This window comes from Ideonella sp. FW305-24 (assembly GCF_058788035.1).
The window spans coordinates 868,126-880,938 of the sequence record NZ_JBYTAI010000001.1 but is presented as its reverse complement, the minus strand read 5'-3'; the positions used below and the strand labels follow the sequence as shown (position 1 = coordinate 880,938).

Genomic DNA, 12,813 nt, shown 5'->3' with positions numbered 1-12,813 from the left:
CGCGGTTTACGCATCTTTACGGCGCGCTCAAGCCGGACCAACACGTGGCCGCGAGCATTCACTCCACGCTGTGCCAATGCAACAGCACGAGAGGACACACGATGAAGAACACGACTTCGCGCCAGGTTCGCCTGGTCGGCCTGGGCCTGCTGCTGTCGCTGGTCGGCGGGCTGGGCCTGGTGGCCATGGCTTCTGCGCACGAAGCGCCGGGCCAGATGCAGCCTGCGCAGCAGCAGGAGCGTCCGCATCCCGGGGCCGGTGGCATGCCCCGCGGTGGCTTCATGCCCGCGATGATGATGGTTGGCCACGGTGGCGGCCTGCCGCCCGAAGGCCCGCCGCTGGACCATTTGCTCGACGAGCTGAAGGCCACGCCCGAGCAGCGCGCCGAGCTGCGCAAGATCGTTGGCGCGATGCGCGACGACGTGAAGGCCCTGCACGAGGCCGGCCGCGGCGAGCATGAGCAACTGGGCAAGCTGTTCACCCAGCCGAACGTGGACCCGGCGGCAGTCGAGGCCTTGCGCCAGCGGGCGATGAGCCGCGAGGACAGCGTCAGCCGCCGCGTGACCCAGGGCATGCTGGCCGCCAGCAAGGTGCTGACGCCGGAGCAGCGCCAGCAGATGGGCGAACGCCTGGCGCACATGGGACATGACGGCGAGCCGCACGGTCGCCCCGGTCCCGGCCCGGACGGCCGGCCCGATGCTGGCCCCGATGCCCGTCCGGGCAACCCGCGCAGCTGAGCCAGGAGGGCGATACCATGACGTTTGCCCAACAAACCGTGCGCCTCGCCCGCCAGGGCGGTCCTGGCCTCGGTGCACCGATCGAGATGTCTGCAGCCAAACTCCTGCTGATCGACGACGACACCCGGCTGACCGCGATGGTGGGTGACTACCTGCGCGGCCACGGCTTCGACGTTGAAACCGCCAGCTCGCTGGCCGAGGGCCGCGTGAAACTGCGTGGCACCCCGGTCGATGCGCTGGTCCTGGACCTGATGTTGCCCGACGGCGACGGCCTGGACCTGACGCGCGAACTGCGCGCCGACGCCAGGCTGCGCCGCCTGCCGCTGCTGATGCTCACGGCCCGCGGCGAGCCGATGGACCGCATCGTCGGCCTGGAGATCGGCGCGGACGACTACCTGCCCAAGCCTTTCGAGCCGCGCGAGTTGCTGGCTCGCGTCAAGGCCTTGCTGCGCCGCGCAGCCCCCGACCAGGTCAGCGAGGAACTGCTGCGCTTTGGCCGGCTGGAGATCGACCTGGGCGCCCGCGAGGCCCGGCTGGACGGCAAGCGCTGCGACCTGACCGGCCACCAGTTCGAGCTGCTGGTGGTGCTGGCACAGAGCCCCGGCCGGGTGCTGAGCCGCGACCAGATCATGGATGCGCTGAAGGGCCACCCGATGGAAGCCTTCGACCGTTCGATCGACGTGCACATCTCGCGCATTCGCTCGGTGATCGAGGACGACGTGAAGAACCCGAAGCGGGTGCTGACGGTGCGCGGCACCGGCTACGTCTTTGCCCGCAAGCAGGATGCCGATTGAGGCTTGCATCCCGCGGCCCTGCCTGCCCCACTTCCCCTGGAGATTGACGCTGCCGGCCTTGCGCCGGCAGTTGTCGTGAAGACGCCTTGAAATCCCTCTACCTGCGCATCTGGCTCACCGTGGTGGCCGCCCTGGCCTTGTTTGCGCTGGTTTCCGGCTGGCTGCTGCAGCGGCACCTGGAGCAGGAGCACACCCGTGCCGAGGCGGCAATGGCCGAGCGCATGGCGGGCTGGGGCACACTGATCCAGAACTCGCTGCCCGAGCGGGATGCCCCCAGCCAGGACCAGGCCAAGGCCTTGCAGGAATGGTCGCAGCGGCTGCGCATGCCCTTGGCGCTCAGCGACCAGCGCGGCAAGGTGATTGCCCAGTCCGAGAGCTATACCCGCCTGTTGGCCGAGGGCCGCGGCCGGCCCGTCATGTTGCAGCTCGACGATGGCCGCAAGCTGTGGATCATGCGGCCGCCGATGCGGGACTTCCGGGGCCCGCGCGGTGACCTGGACGATGGGCCACGCCCGGGCGATGTACCTGGTGGTCCCGGTGGGGGGGCCGAGCTGCAGGGGCCGCCTGGCGCGCCGCCGGATGGCCTGGGCGGCCCGCCGCCCGGGGAGGACCGCGGCAGCCTGATGAACCGGCGCATCGTCAGCCGCACCGCGATGCCGTTTGGCTGGGACATGCCGGGGCTGCCGCGCGAGTGGCCGGCCAGCGTGGGTTTGCTGGTGTTGCTGATGCTGCTGTTCATTGCCGTGGCGGCTGGCGCCTATCCCGTGGTGCGGGGGCTGACCCGGCGGCTGGAGGCCTTGAAGCGCGGCGTGGAGGCTTTTGGCGCCGGGGCGCTGGACCACCGCGTCAAGGAAGAAGGGCGCGACGAAGTGGCGGCGCTGGCGACCAGCTTCAACCAGGCCGCCGCCCGCCTGCAAACGCTGATGCAGGCCAACCAGAGCCTGCTGGCCAATGCCAGCCACGAGCTGCGCTCGCCGCTGGCGCGGCTGAAGATGGCGATCTCGATGTTCGAGGACGACGCGCCACCGGCGCTGAAGAAGTCGCTGCGGCGCGAGATCAACGTCAACATCGGCGAGCTGGACGCGCTGGTCGAGGAAGTGCTGTTGTCGAGCCGGCTGGAGGCGGGTGCGGCAATGGACCTGGGTGACCCGGTCGACCTGCTGGGCCTGCTGGCCGAGGAGGGCGCGCGGGTGCAGGCCGAGGTGACTGGCGATGCCTTGATCGTCAAGGGCAGCGACCGGCTGCTGCGCCGCGCGGTGCGCAACCTGCTGGAAAACGCGCGCCGCTACGGTGGCGCCGAGATCAGCGCCACGCTGCACCAGGAAGCGGGCGGCGGGCGCGTCCTGTTGCGGGTCTGCGACCGCGGGCCGGGCGTGCCGGAGGAAGAGCGCGAGCGCATTTTCGAGCCGTTCTACCGCATGGCCGGCCATGCCGAGCGCGAAGGCGGCGTGGGCCTGGGGCTGGCGCTGGTGCGGCAGATCGCGCGCCGGCATGGCGGCGAGGTGAGCTGCCTGCCGCAAGAAGGCGGCGGCAGCTGCTTCATGATCACGCTGCCGGCAGACCGGCTGCTGGTGCTGTCGCCGCGGCGCTGAATCAGCTTGCCGTGCGGCGCAGGACCAGCGCCATGAAGCCGGTCAGCCCCAGGCTGGCGACCGTCAGGCCGGCAAAGGCGGCGGTCCAGAAGCCGGGCGCCCCTTGCAGCGACTCCGGCACCGTGCCGCTCAGGTTGAAGGCCAGCGCATAGCCGCCGCCCAGGCCCACGCCCCACAGTGCACAGGCGTAGATGACCATGGGCGCGGTGGCAATGCGCCAGGCGCGCAGCGTGTAGGCGACGATGGTCTGCATCGCGTCCACCACATGGAACAGCGCCAGCCAGGCCAGCAGCGGCAGCGCGGCAGCCACCACCGCCAGGTCTGCCGTGTACAGGCCGACCACCGCGCGCCGGCCGATGAATACCGCGCCGCCCAGCAGCGCGGCCAGCAGCATGCCCAGCACCAGGCCGTGCCAGCCCAGCCGGCGCGCGTGCGGCAGGTCCCCGGCACCAATGCGCTGTGCGACCAGCGTGCTGGTGGCGTTGGCCAGCGCCAGCGGCACCATGAACAGCATCGAGACCAGGTTGATGGCGATCTGGTGGCCGGCCACCGCCACGGTGCCGAGCCGGGCGATGAACAAGGCCATGAAGCTGAAGGCGGTGACCTCCACCAGGATGGACGCCCCCATGGGCACGCCCAGCCGCAGCAGCGCTTTCAGGGCCGGCCAGTGCGGCGCATGCAGGCCACGCCGCCAGAGCTGGAAGGGCGCGTAGAACGGGTCGCGCCGCATCAGCCACCAGGCGCCCAGCAACTGGGCCCACAGTGCCGTGGCGGTGCCTATGCCGCAGCCTGTCACGCCCAGTGGCGCCAGTCCCAGCGACGGCACGCCAAAGACCAGCAGCGCGGTCACAGGCAGCTTCAGCGCCAGCCCGCCCACCTGCAGCAGCATCACCGCCTTGGGCCGCGAGACGGCGGTGTTGAAGCCGCGCACCACGGTGAAGATCAGCGCGGCCGGCAGCGAGCAGGCCAGTGCCAGCAGGTAGCCCCTGACCTTGGCGGCGACCTCGGGCGTGGCCTTGGCCAGCCACAGGAAGGGCTGCGGAAAGGTCAGCAGCAGGCAGCCCAGCACCGACAGCGCAAGCGCCAGCCAGATGCCCTGGTGCACCTGGTCGCCTGCGGCTTCCATGCGCCCGGCGCCGAACAGCTGCCCGGCCAGCGGCGCGACGGACAGCAGCACGCCCATGAAGCCGATGAAGACGGTGATGTAGGCCGCGGCGCCGACCGCAAACGCAGCCAGGTCGGCCTGCGAATGGCGCGCCACCATCATCGTGTCCATGGTGTTGAAGGCCAGCATCGCCAACTGGCCGATGACCACCGGCCAGGCCAGTGGCAAAAGCTCGCGCACGTCGGCCTGCCAGCGCGCGAAGCGGCTGCCAGCGCTGGCATGGCCTGCGCCCTGGGCGGGGAGCACGCGGCTCACCGAGGGCCGCCTGTCGGCTGCGGGCTGGAATGGGAGGCTGGTTCAGCCTGGGGGTCGGGTGGCGGCTCCTGCGGGCTGCCTCCAGACAGCCGCGCGCGCTCCGCATAGCGATTGAAGCGCCAGGCCTTGGCGTCCAGCGTGATGCGGCGCCAGACCTGGCGCTTTTCCACCGGGCTCAGCAGCGGCCAGTGCTGCACCTCGTCTTCACTGCGGCCGCAGCCTTTGCAGATCGGGTCGCCCTGGGCGGTCGAGCAGATGGCGATGCAGGGCGCGTCCGGCGTGCTGGCGTACCAGTCCAGCCAGGCAGCGCGGGCGCGCGCGGGCATGCTGGCCTCGTCTGCCTCGGGCTCGTGGTAGTAGACCATCAGCGCATAGACCTCGGCCAGCGCCCGGACTTCGGGGCAGGCGGAGATGCCGTCGGCAGAAGGAGAGCGCTCGCGCCACCAGTTGATGGCCGATTCGATGTCGGTGATGTGAATGCCGGGCATGGGGGCGGTATTGTGGCGCGGCGCGCCACCCTGCTGCCCACCAGGGCATCGCTGGCGGACTTTCAGCGGAGCTGCATGCCTGGCTGGGTATCGGCCAATACGGCTGGCGCCGGCGCGCTGAGGTGCGGACCGGAACTGACGCGAAGCGTTTTCGCTGCTCGGTGCTGCTGCACCCATAGCCCGCCTACCAAGCCCAACAACAGCATGACCAGCAGACCTGCGGTGACCCAAAGGCCAAGGTGCGAACCGTCTTCCAGATCGTCGAACATGGGGGTGCTCCTCTGTCGGCGTGGCAAGGCGTGGGGACGAGGGACTGATTCTAGGGATGGCGTCCGCCGACAGGTTGGCTTTCCTTCCAAGGAAAACCCGCGTCGGGGCCGTTCCGGATGCGATGAATTCACGCAAGCAAGCAGGTTTTTTGTGCGCTGCCGGATGTGACGGGCGCTTACCTGACCTGCATCACCAGCAGTCCCTGGTTGACCCAGGTCTGCAGCGCCGAGGCCAGCAGGCCAGGTGCGGCTTCGTCCCCGACCTGCTGCGCCGCCACATGGCCCAGCTCGCCAAACGGCACACCGGCCAGCGTGGCCTGCAGCAGCGCGGCTTCTTCGGTCTGCAGCGAACGCCAGCGGGTGTCCAGCGCCTGGCGCCAGATCAGCAACTGGTGCTGCAGCAGCTCGGGCGGCTTGGTGTCTGCATCTTCCGGCGCATGCGTGAGCTGCTGCCAGAGCGGCTCGACGGCCCAGTCGAGTTCCAGCAACTGCAGCGAAGCATGGGCGGCCAAGCGCAGGCCGACCCAGTCTTGCGGCGCCAGCGTGGCGAGCTGCGCGCCATCCAGCGGTGCGGCGTCGGCCGCGTCGAAGCTCAGGCCCAGCGCCCACTCCATGCGGGCCAGGTCGGACAGTGCAGGGTGGGGCAGCGCATTCGGTTGTTGCTGCAGGTAAGCGGGCAACGCGGCGCCGAACCAACGGATGGACGGCGTGTGCGGCGGGTGATGTGCGATGAAGCCCATGGCCAGCTCGGCGAAGTCGTCGTCGCCCAGCACGCGGTGCAGCACGGGGTAGTTGGAACGCAGCGCTTCAATCAGGCGGCCGCGCCAGGCGTTGCGGTAGATGCCCAGCGAGACCTGCGGCGACTCGGGCCTGCCGTGCAGTGCGCGCAGCAGCGGCGGCAAGGCGGCGGCGGGTGGCGCCTCCGCTTGCTGGATCAAAGCGGCCAGTGCGAGCTGGGCATTGCGCAAGCTGTCCAGCGTCATGCGGCCTCCGGCAAGTCGGCCAGGGCCAGCGCGGCATGTTCACGTGCCAGCGCGAGTTCGGCCAGCAACTCCGGCAGCGGCGGGATGTGGTCGTCGCGTTCGATCATGGTGGGCAGCGGGCCGAAGCGGCGCAGCGTGTGGCGGTACAGATCCCAGACCCCATCGCAAACCGGCTGGTCATGCGTGTCGATCAGCCAGCTGCGGCCACCGTGCGTTTCCTCGCTGTGGCCCGCGAGGTGCAGCTGGCGCACCTGGCCCAGCGGCAGGGTGTCGATGAAAGCTTTGGCGTCGAAGCCGTGGTTGTGCGCGCTGACAAAGACGTTGTTGACGTCCAGCAGCAGCTCGCTGCCGGTGCGCCGAAGCAAGGCGGCGAGGAACTCGGCTTCGTTCATTTCGTCGCCTGCCCATGCGGCGTAGCTGGAGACGTTCTCCAGCACCAGCGGCCGGCCCAGCCTGTCCTGCACCTGCTGCACCCGGCTGGCCACATGGCGCAGGCTGGTCTCGGTGTAGGGCAGCGGCAGCAGGTCGTGCAGCTGGGTGCCGGCCACGCCGGTCCAGCAGAGGTGGTCCGAGACCCAGCCGGGCTCGATGCGCTGCGCCAGCGCACGCAGCTGGCGCAGGTAGTCGATGTCCAGCGGGTCGGTGCCGCCGATGGACAGCGACACGCCGTGCATCACCATGGGCACGTCACGGCGGATGGCGTCCAGGTGGGCCAACGGCTTGCCGCCGGGTACCAGGTAGTTTTCACTGATCACCTCCAGCCAGTCCACACCCCACTCGGGGGCGGGTTGCCGGCGGAAGTCGGCGTAATGTTCGGGCCGCAAGCCCAGGCCGAAGCCAGTCAAGTTGGGCATGGTGTCAGGTGCGGCGCGCCGCAGGCGCCACCGCATGGTCAAGTGGCGTGCGCGGATCCGGCTTCGCCGGTCCGCTGCGCGAGCCCCCTCGGGGGGCAGCCCCCTGGCAGGGGGGCGTGGGGGTCACTTGACCACGGTGCCGCCGGCCTTGGTGCATTCCGCAGCCGAGGACTTGCTGACCCAGCCCTGGCCCTTGCAGCTGTTCTGGCCCTTGCACTCGTTCTTGGCGGTCTTGCACTCGGACGTGCCCTTGCAGCTGTTGACGCCGGTGCAGTGCACCGCGCCGTCCGCTGCGTGCGCGGCCAGCGGGGCCACGCCCATCGTGAACATGGCAGCAGCGGCAGCAGCGATGGCGACACCGGTCTTGGCGGTATGGAACATGGGATGACTCCTGTGATGGTGATGAAGAAACAGACGGCGCTTCCTTCAGGAAGGCGACCCGGACTTGTCATCCGGGCTGAACGTCAGTCGCACCAGCCGCGCGGTTCTTACAGCACCCACAAAAGAAATTTCACCAGGGCCGGCGGCCCATGCCCAGCACCTTGCGGTACCACTCGTGGAAGTGCTGCATGCCGTCTTCCATCGGGCTCTGGTACGGCCCGGCCTCATCGTCACCGCGCTGGAACAGCGCATGGCGGCCCGCGTCCATGCGCTCGGCAATCTCGTCGTCCTCGACGCAGGTCTCCATGTAAGCCGCGCGCTGGGCCTCGACGAAGTCGCGCTCGAAGGCTGCGATCTCCTCGGGGTAGTAGAACTCCACCACGTTGAGCGTCTTCTGCGGCCCTTGCGGGTACAGCGTCGAGATGGTCAGCACGTGCGGATACCACTCGATCATGATGTTCGGGTAGTAGGTCAGCCAGATCGCGCCCTGCTTGGGCGGCCGGCCGCCGTTGAACTTCATCACCGCGTCGTGCCAGCGCTGGTAGGCCGGCGAACCGGCCCGCTCCAGCCCGCCGTTGACGCCCACCGTCTGCACCGAATAGTGCTTGCCGAACTCCCAGCTCAGGTCGTCGCAGGTGACGAACTGGCCCAGGCCTGGGTGGAACGGGCCGACGTGGTAGTCCTCCAGGTAGACCTCGATGAAGGTCTTCCAGTTGTAGTTGCAGACGTGCTTTTCGACGTGATCGAGCACGTAGCCGGAGAAGTCCAGGTCGGCGCGGGGGCCGAGTTGCGCGAGGTCGGCGGCCACGTCGCGGCCGTTGTCCTCGAAGACCATGCCGTTCCAGGTTCGCAGCTTGTAGTTGTTCAGGTGCAGGCAGGGGTCGTGATCGAAGTGCGGTGCACCCACCAGTTGGCCCTGCAGGTCGTAAGTCCAGCGATGCAGCGGGCAGACGATGTTGGCGCGCGTGTTGCCACGGCCCTTCAACATCACCGCCTGGCGGTGCCGGCAGACGTTCGAGATCAGCTCCAGCCCGTTGCGCGAGCGCACGAGCGCACGCCCCTCGCCTTCCTGCGGCAGGGCGTAGAAGTCGCCTATTTCGGGAACGGACAGTTCGTGCGCCAGGTAGCGCGGTCCGTGCTGAAAGATGAGTTCTTGTTCACGGCGGAACAGGTCCTCATCGAAGTAGGTGCTGACAGAGAGTTGCGAGCGCGCGCGCTCCAGAGCTTCCAGCTTGATGCTCAGGTCCGACATGATCCCCAGGATCTCCAAAAAACATGTCTGTAAACCCCCCACCCGGTGGCCCCGCGGATGGGTTTGTGACAAATGAAAAGCCCTCTCGGCAAGGAGAGGGCGGTCTGGCATTCTAACCAAGGGAAAGCAACAGGTCTGCCAGACGATGGGAATTTTCACCAAATGCGCTTTGCATTCGGCAACATGACCGGATCTTCCGCCAGACCTCGGGCAGACCCTGACTACAATCGCGCTAAATTTTCACCTGCCGAAATGCCCAGCGAGTCGCTTTCATCCGCCAGCCCCCTGCCCGCGAGCTACGACGACGCGGTCGCCGAGCTGGACCAACTGGTGCTGGCGATGGAGACCGGGCAGATGCCGCTGGACCGCCTGCTGGAGAGCTACCAGCGCGGCGCGGTGCTGCTGGGCTTCTGCCGCGAGCGGCTTCAGGCAGTTGAAGTACAAGTCAAGGTTCTGGAGGAAGGGCAACTCAAGCCCTGGGCAGCTGCATGACGAATGAAGATCTGGATCGCTGGGTCCGAGAGGAACTGCGGTCTATCGAGCAAGCGCTCGACCGCCTGGTGCCGGCCGATGCACCGGTCGGCCTGGGTCAAGCCATGCGCTACGCCGTGCTGGACGGCGGCAAGCGCCTGCGCCCGCTGCTGGTGCGCGCTGCCTGCGACGCCAGCCTCGGCCACGCCGAAGCGGCCACGCGCGCCGCGGTGGCGGTCGAACTGATCCACGCCTACTCGCTGGTGCACGACGACATGCCCTGCATGGACGACGACGCGCTGCGCCGCGGCAAGCCCACGGTGCATGTCCAATATGGCGAGGCCCAGGCCATGCTGGCCGGCGATGCGATGCAGGCGCTGGCCTTCGAGGTGCTGACGCCGGAAGACGGCTCGGTGTCGCCCGAATTGCAGGCCCGGCTGGTCGGCCTGCTGGCGCGTGCCGCTGGCCATGCCGGCATGGCTGGCGGCCAGGCGATCGACCTGGCCAGCGTCGGCAAGCCGCTGAGCGAAACCGTGCTGCGCGACATGCACCGCCGCAAGACGGGTGCCCTGCTGCAAGCCAGCGTGTTGATGGGCGCTGCTTGCGGCACCATCAGCGCCCCCGCCTGGCAGGCCCTGTCCGAATACGGTGCAGCCATCGGCCTGGCTTTCCAGGTGATGGACGACATCCTCGACGTGACCCAGGTCAGCGAGGTGCTGGGCAAGACGGCGGGCAAGGACATGGATGCCAACAAGCCGACCTATGTCTCGGTGCTGGGCCTGGACTCGGCGCTGGCCTATGCCCGCGCGCTGCACGAGCAGGCGCTGAAGGCGCTGGAGCGCAGCGGGCTGCCCGCGAAGCACCTGGGCTGGCTGGCCGACCTGGTGGTCGACCGGGAACACTGAGGGCGACACCCTGGCCAGCGCACATTACAAGAGTTCAGCGGAGCGAATCGCATGAGTCAAAACAGGCTGTTGGAAAGCGTCCAGGGTCCGGAGGCGCTGCGGCAGATGAGCCGTGCGCAGCTCAAGACCCTGGCCCAGGAACTGCGCGACTTCCTGCTGCAATCGGTCAGCCGCACCGGCGGGCACTTGTCGTCCAACCTCGGCACGGTGGAACTGACCATTGCGCTGCACCATGTGTTCAACACGCCGCATGACCGCCTGGTCTGGGACGTGGGCCACCAGTCCTATCCGCACAAGATCCTGACCGGCCGCCGCGAAGCCATGGCCACGCTGAAGCAGCTGGGCGGCATCAGCGGCTTTCCGCGCCGCTGCGAGAGCGAATACGACACCTTTGGCGTGGGCCATTCGTCGACCTCGATCTCGGCTGCGCTGGGCATGGCCCATGCCGCGAGGCTGAAGGGAGAAAACCGCAAGGCCGTGGCCGTCATTGGTGACGGCGCGCTGACCGGCGGCATGGCCTTCGAGGCCTTGAACCACGGCGGCTACCAGGGCGCAGCCGGGCTGCCCGACATGCTGGTCATCCTGAATGACAACGACATGTCGATCTCGCCACCGGTGGGTGCGCTGAACCGCTACCTGGCGCGGCTGATGAGTGGCAAGTTCTACGCCGCGGCGCGCGAAGGCGCCAAGAGCGTGCTGCGCAACACGCCGCTGTACGAATTTGCCAAGCGCTTCGAGGAGCACACCAAGGGCATGGTCGTGCCCGGCACCATCTTTGAAGAATTCGGCTTCAACTACGTGGGCCCGATCGATGGCCATGACCTCGATTCGCTGGTGCCGACGCTGGAAAACCTGCGCGACGCCAAAGGCCCGCAGTTCCTGCACGTGGTCACCAAGAAGGGCTACGGCTACGAGCTGGCCGAGGCCGACCCGGTCAACTACCACGGCCCCGGCAAGTTCGACCCCAAGGTCGGCATCCAGAAGCCCGCCACGCCGCCCAAGACCACCTTCACCCAGGTCTTCGGCCAGTGGCTGTGCGACATGGCCGAGGCGGACGAACGCCTGGTCGGCATCACGCCGGCCATGCGCGAAGGCTCCGGCCTCGTGGAGTTCGAGAAGCGCTTCCCCAAGCGTTATCACGACGTCGGCATTGCCGAGCAGCATGCGGTGACCTTTGCCGCCGGCCTGGCCTGCGAAGGCCTGAAGCCGGTGGTGGCGATCTACTCGACCTTCCTGCAGCGCGGCTATGACCAGCTGATCCACGACGTGGCGATCCAGAACCTGCCGGTGGTTTTCGCGGTGGACCGCGGCGGCCTGGTCGGTGCCGACGGTGCCACCCACGCCGGTGCCTTCGATCTGGCCTACCTGCGCTGCGTGCCGAACATGGCAGTGCTGGCACCGGCCGACGAAAACGAATGCCGCCAGGCGCTCTCCACCGCGTTTGCGCATGCCGGCCCGGCCGCTGTGCGCTACCCGCGCGGCGCGGGTGCTGGCGTGGCCGTCGAGCCTGCGCTGTCGACCCTGCCCTGGGGCCGCGGCGAAGTGCGCCGCAAGGGCTCGCGCATTGCCATCCTGGCCTTTGGCACGCTGCTGTACCCGGCGCTGGCTGCTGCTGAAAAGCTGGGCGCGACGGTTGCCAACATGCGCTTCGTCAAGCCGCTGGACCAGGCGCTGGTGCTCGAACTCGCCCGCACCCACGACCACCTCGTGACCGTGGAAGAGGGCTGCATCGCCGGTGGTGCCGGCAGCGCGGTGCTGGAGTGCCTGGCCGCCGCAGGCCTGGCGGTGCCGGTGTTGCAACTGGGCCTGCCGGACCAGTTCATCGAACACGGCGACACCGCGCAGCTGCTGGCCCGCTGCGGCCTGGACGCCGCCGGCATCGAGCAGTCCGTGGTGCGCCGCTTCGGCCCGCCGCTGTCGCTGGTGAAGCCCGCCGCAGCCTGAGCGTTCTGCGGTGCGGCTCTTGCGCCGCAGGCCTTGTTTCAGGTCACCTGGATGGGCTGCAGCGCCCGCTCTGCCGCCCAGACCAACGCCTCTGCGCTGGGCTCCTGCCCGTGCTCCAGGCCGTCCGCCGCCGCACCCATGCGCAACTGGGGCCTCGGGCCCGCTGCGCCGTCTTCAAGCGGCCACGCCATGGTCTTTTGAAGCCGCTGCTGGATCCTGGGCAGGGCCTCTGCCTGCGTGTCCAGCAGCAGCACGCCCATGCAGCCGCCCTCCAGCGGCTGCAGCAGGTCGGAGCGCCGCAATTGCTGGCGCAGCCGCTCGTGCAGCGTGTGCATCCATTCCGCATGCTGCGCCGGCGCCATGAGCGTGTGCCGGCCCTCGGCCGCCTGCAGCGTCACCAGCAGCACGGCAGGGCAGGTGCCGTGGCGGCGGGCCTGGTTCAGGTGCCGGTGCACCAGCTGGACAAAACTCAGGCGATCCATGGTGTGGGGTCCGTGGCCATGCCGATCTTCAGCCTGGCGCTGCTGGAAGATGACCGGCAGGGTGGGTAGGTACTGGGTTTCAACGGCATACATGGCAGGGTCCTCAGGTGGCTTTGGCATGGTGCGCGGCGTGCGTTCGGGCGTTGCCTTCGGGGGCGAGGGCCTGGCACGCAGGGCGGCGGTCTCGCATGGACCTCCCTGACCGTGGTTGCGTGACAGGCTCTCTCCTGCACAAACGCGA

The 12,813-nt window shown here is 68.7% G+C and carries 14 protein-coding genes; 6 read left to right on the top strand and 8 right to left on the bottom strand.

Annotated features, from left to right (window positions below; genetic code table 11):
• Window positions 1–101 precede the first annotated feature (101 nt).
• The 3 genes from AC3WR5_RS03935 to AC3WR5_RS03925 all read left to right on the top strand — a co-directional run bounded on the left by AC3WR5_RS03935 (window position 102) and on the right by AC3WR5_RS03925 (window position 3,123).
• Window positions 102–737: a Spy/CpxP family protein refolding chaperone gene (locus tag AC3WR5_RS03935; RefSeq protein WP_492482025.1), complete on the top strand. Its 636-nt coding sequence runs from the start codon at window positions 102–104 to the stop codon at window positions 735–737.
• 86 nt (window positions 738–823) lie between these two features.
• Window positions 824–1,531: a response regulator gene (locus AC3WR5_RS03930; protein ID WP_141291081.1), complete on the top strand. Its 708-nt coding sequence runs from the start codon at window positions 824–826 to the stop codon at window positions 1,529–1,531.
• An 86-nt stretch (window positions 1,532–1,617) separates the two neighbouring features.
• Window positions 1,618–3,123, top strand: a complete 1,506-nt coding sequence (locus tag AC3WR5_RS03925; protein ID WP_231012124.1) for a sensor histidine kinase — start codon at window positions 1,618–1,620, stop codon at window positions 3,121–3,123.
• Window position 3,124: 1 nt separating this feature from the next.
• Here AC3WR5_RS03925 and AC3WR5_RS03920 read toward each other — a convergent pair whose 3' ends face one another.
• From AC3WR5_RS03920 to AC3WR5_RS03890, 7 genes are all read right to left on the bottom strand, one after another.
• Window positions 3,125–4,543 carry an MATE family efflux transporter gene (locus AC3WR5_RS03920; protein WP_492482023.1) on the bottom strand — a complete coding sequence of 473 codons (1,419 nt, stop codon included), beginning with the start codon at window positions 4,541–4,543 and terminating at the stop codon, window positions 3,125–3,127.
• Window positions 4,540–5,031, bottom strand: a complete 492-nt coding sequence (locus AC3WR5_RS03915) for a DUF3717 domain-containing protein (RefSeq protein ID WP_492482021.1) — start codon at window positions 5,029–5,031, stop codon at window positions 4,540–4,542. The genes AC3WR5_RS03920 and AC3WR5_RS03915 overlap by 4 nt, the downstream gene beginning before the upstream one ends.
• A gap of 62 nt (window positions 5,032–5,093) precedes the next feature.
• Window positions 5,094–5,300 carry a hypothetical protein gene (locus tag AC3WR5_RS03910; protein ID WP_141288392.1) on the bottom strand — a complete coding sequence of 69 codons (207 nt, stop codon included), beginning with the start codon at window positions 5,298–5,300 and terminating at the stop codon, window positions 5,094–5,096.
• A 176-nt stretch (window positions 5,301–5,476) separates the two neighbouring features.
• Window positions 5,477–6,283 (bottom strand): HvfC/BufC family peptide modification chaperone, encoded by an 807-nt coding sequence (locus AC3WR5_RS03905; protein WP_492482018.1) that lies wholly within the window; start codon window positions 6,281–6,283, stop codon window positions 5,477–5,479.
• Window positions 6,280–7,137, bottom strand: coding sequence for an MNIO family bufferin maturase (gene bufB / locus AC3WR5_RS03900; protein ID WP_492482016.1), 858 nt, complete (start codon window positions 7,135–7,137; stop codon window positions 6,280–6,282). The genes AC3WR5_RS03905 and bufB overlap by 4 nt, the downstream gene beginning before the upstream one ends.
• Before the next feature lie 123 nt (window positions 7,138–7,260).
• A complete protein-coding gene (bufA2, locus tag AC3WR5_RS03895; protein WP_492482014.1) occupies window positions 7,261–7,518 on the bottom strand; it encodes a BufA2 family periplasmic bufferin-type metallophore in 258 nt (85 codons plus the stop codon).
• 130 nt (window positions 7,519–7,648) lie between these two features.
• On the bottom strand, window positions 7,649–8,770 hold the full coding sequence (locus AC3WR5_RS03890) for an aromatic ring-hydroxylating oxygenase subunit alpha (protein ID WP_492482012.1): 1,122 nt from the start codon (window positions 8,768–8,770) through the stop codon (window positions 7,649–7,651).
• 252 nt (window positions 8,771–9,022) lie between these two features.
• Between AC3WR5_RS03890 and xseB the strand changes: the two genes are divergently transcribed.
• The 3 genes from xseB to dxs are packed head-to-tail and all read left to right on the top strand — an operon-like array spanning window position 9,023 to window position 12,090.
• Window positions 9,023–9,262 (top strand): exodeoxyribonuclease VII small subunit, encoded by a 240-nt coding sequence (xseB, locus tag AC3WR5_RS03885; protein ID WP_492482010.1) that lies wholly within the window; start codon window positions 9,023–9,025, stop codon window positions 9,260–9,262.
• Window positions 9,259–10,146: a polyprenyl synthetase family protein gene (locus AC3WR5_RS03880; RefSeq protein WP_141288387.1), complete on the top strand. Its 888-nt coding sequence runs from the start codon at window positions 9,259–9,261 to the stop codon at window positions 10,144–10,146. The genes xseB and AC3WR5_RS03880 overlap by 4 nt, the downstream gene beginning before the upstream one ends.
• A 51-nt stretch (window positions 10,147–10,197) precedes the next feature.
• A complete protein-coding gene (dxs, locus tag AC3WR5_RS03875) occupies window positions 10,198–12,090 on the top strand; it encodes a 1-deoxy-D-xylulose-5-phosphate synthase (RefSeq protein WP_492482008.1) in 1,893 nt (630 codons plus the stop codon).
• Window positions 12,091–12,128: 38 nt separating this feature from the next.
• Here the strand turns inward: dxs and AC3WR5_RS03870 are convergent, their stop codons facing one another.
• On the bottom strand, window positions 12,129–12,665 hold the full coding sequence (locus AC3WR5_RS03870; RefSeq protein WP_492482006.1) for a nucleotidyl cyclase domain-containing protein: 537 nt from the start codon (window positions 12,663–12,665) through the stop codon (window positions 12,129–12,131).
• Window positions 12,666–12,813 lie beyond the last annotated feature (148 nt).

Excerpts from the sequence above, each read along its gene's own strand:
- AC3WR5_RS03870 (WP_492482006.1), bottom strand. The coding sequence starts at position 12,665 with ATGTATGCCGTTGAAACCCAGTACCTACCCACCCTGCCGGTCATCTTC.
- AC3WR5_RS03880 (WP_141288387.1), top strand. The coding sequence starts at position 9,259 with ATGACGAATGAAGATCTGGATCGCTGGGTCCGAGAGGAACTGCGGTCT.
- AC3WR5_RS03915 (WP_492482021.1), bottom strand. The coding sequence starts at position 5,031 with ATGCCCGGCATTCACATCACCGACATCGAATCGGCCATCAACTGGTGG.
- AC3WR5_RS03930 (WP_141291081.1), top strand. The coding sequence starts at position 824 with ATGTCTGCAGCCAAACTCCTGCTGATCGACGACGACACCCGGCTGACC.
- dxs (WP_492482008.1), top strand. The coding sequence starts at position 10,198 with ATGAGTCAAAACAGGCTGTTGGAAAGCGTCCAGGGTCCGGAGGCGCTG.
- AC3WR5_RS03910 (WP_141288392.1), bottom strand. The coding sequence starts at position 5,300 with ATGTTCGACGATCTGGAAGACGGTTCGCACCTTGGCCTTTGGGTCACC.
- bufA2 (WP_492482014.1), bottom strand. The coding sequence starts at position 7,518 with ATGTTCCATACCGCCAAGACCGGTGTCGCCATCGCTGCTGCCGCTGCT.
- xseB (WP_492482010.1), top strand. The coding sequence starts at position 9,023 with ATGCCCAGCGAGTCGCTTTCATCCGCCAGCCCCCTGCCCGCGAGCTAC.
- AC3WR5_RS03890 (WP_492482012.1), bottom strand. The coding sequence starts at position 8,770 with ATGTCGGACCTGAGCATCAAGCTGGAAGCTCTGGAGCGCGCGCGCTCG.
- AC3WR5_RS03935 (WP_492482025.1), top strand. The coding sequence starts at position 102 with ATGAAGAACACGACTTCGCGCCAGGTTCGCCTGGTCGGCCTGGGCCTG.
- bufB (WP_492482016.1), bottom strand. The coding sequence starts at position 7,137 with ATGCCCAACTTGACTGGCTTCGGCCTGGGCTTGCGGCCCGAACATTAC.
- AC3WR5_RS03905 (WP_492482018.1), bottom strand. The coding sequence starts at position 6,283 with ATGACGCTGGACAGCTTGCGCAATGCCCAGCTCGCACTGGCCGCTTTG.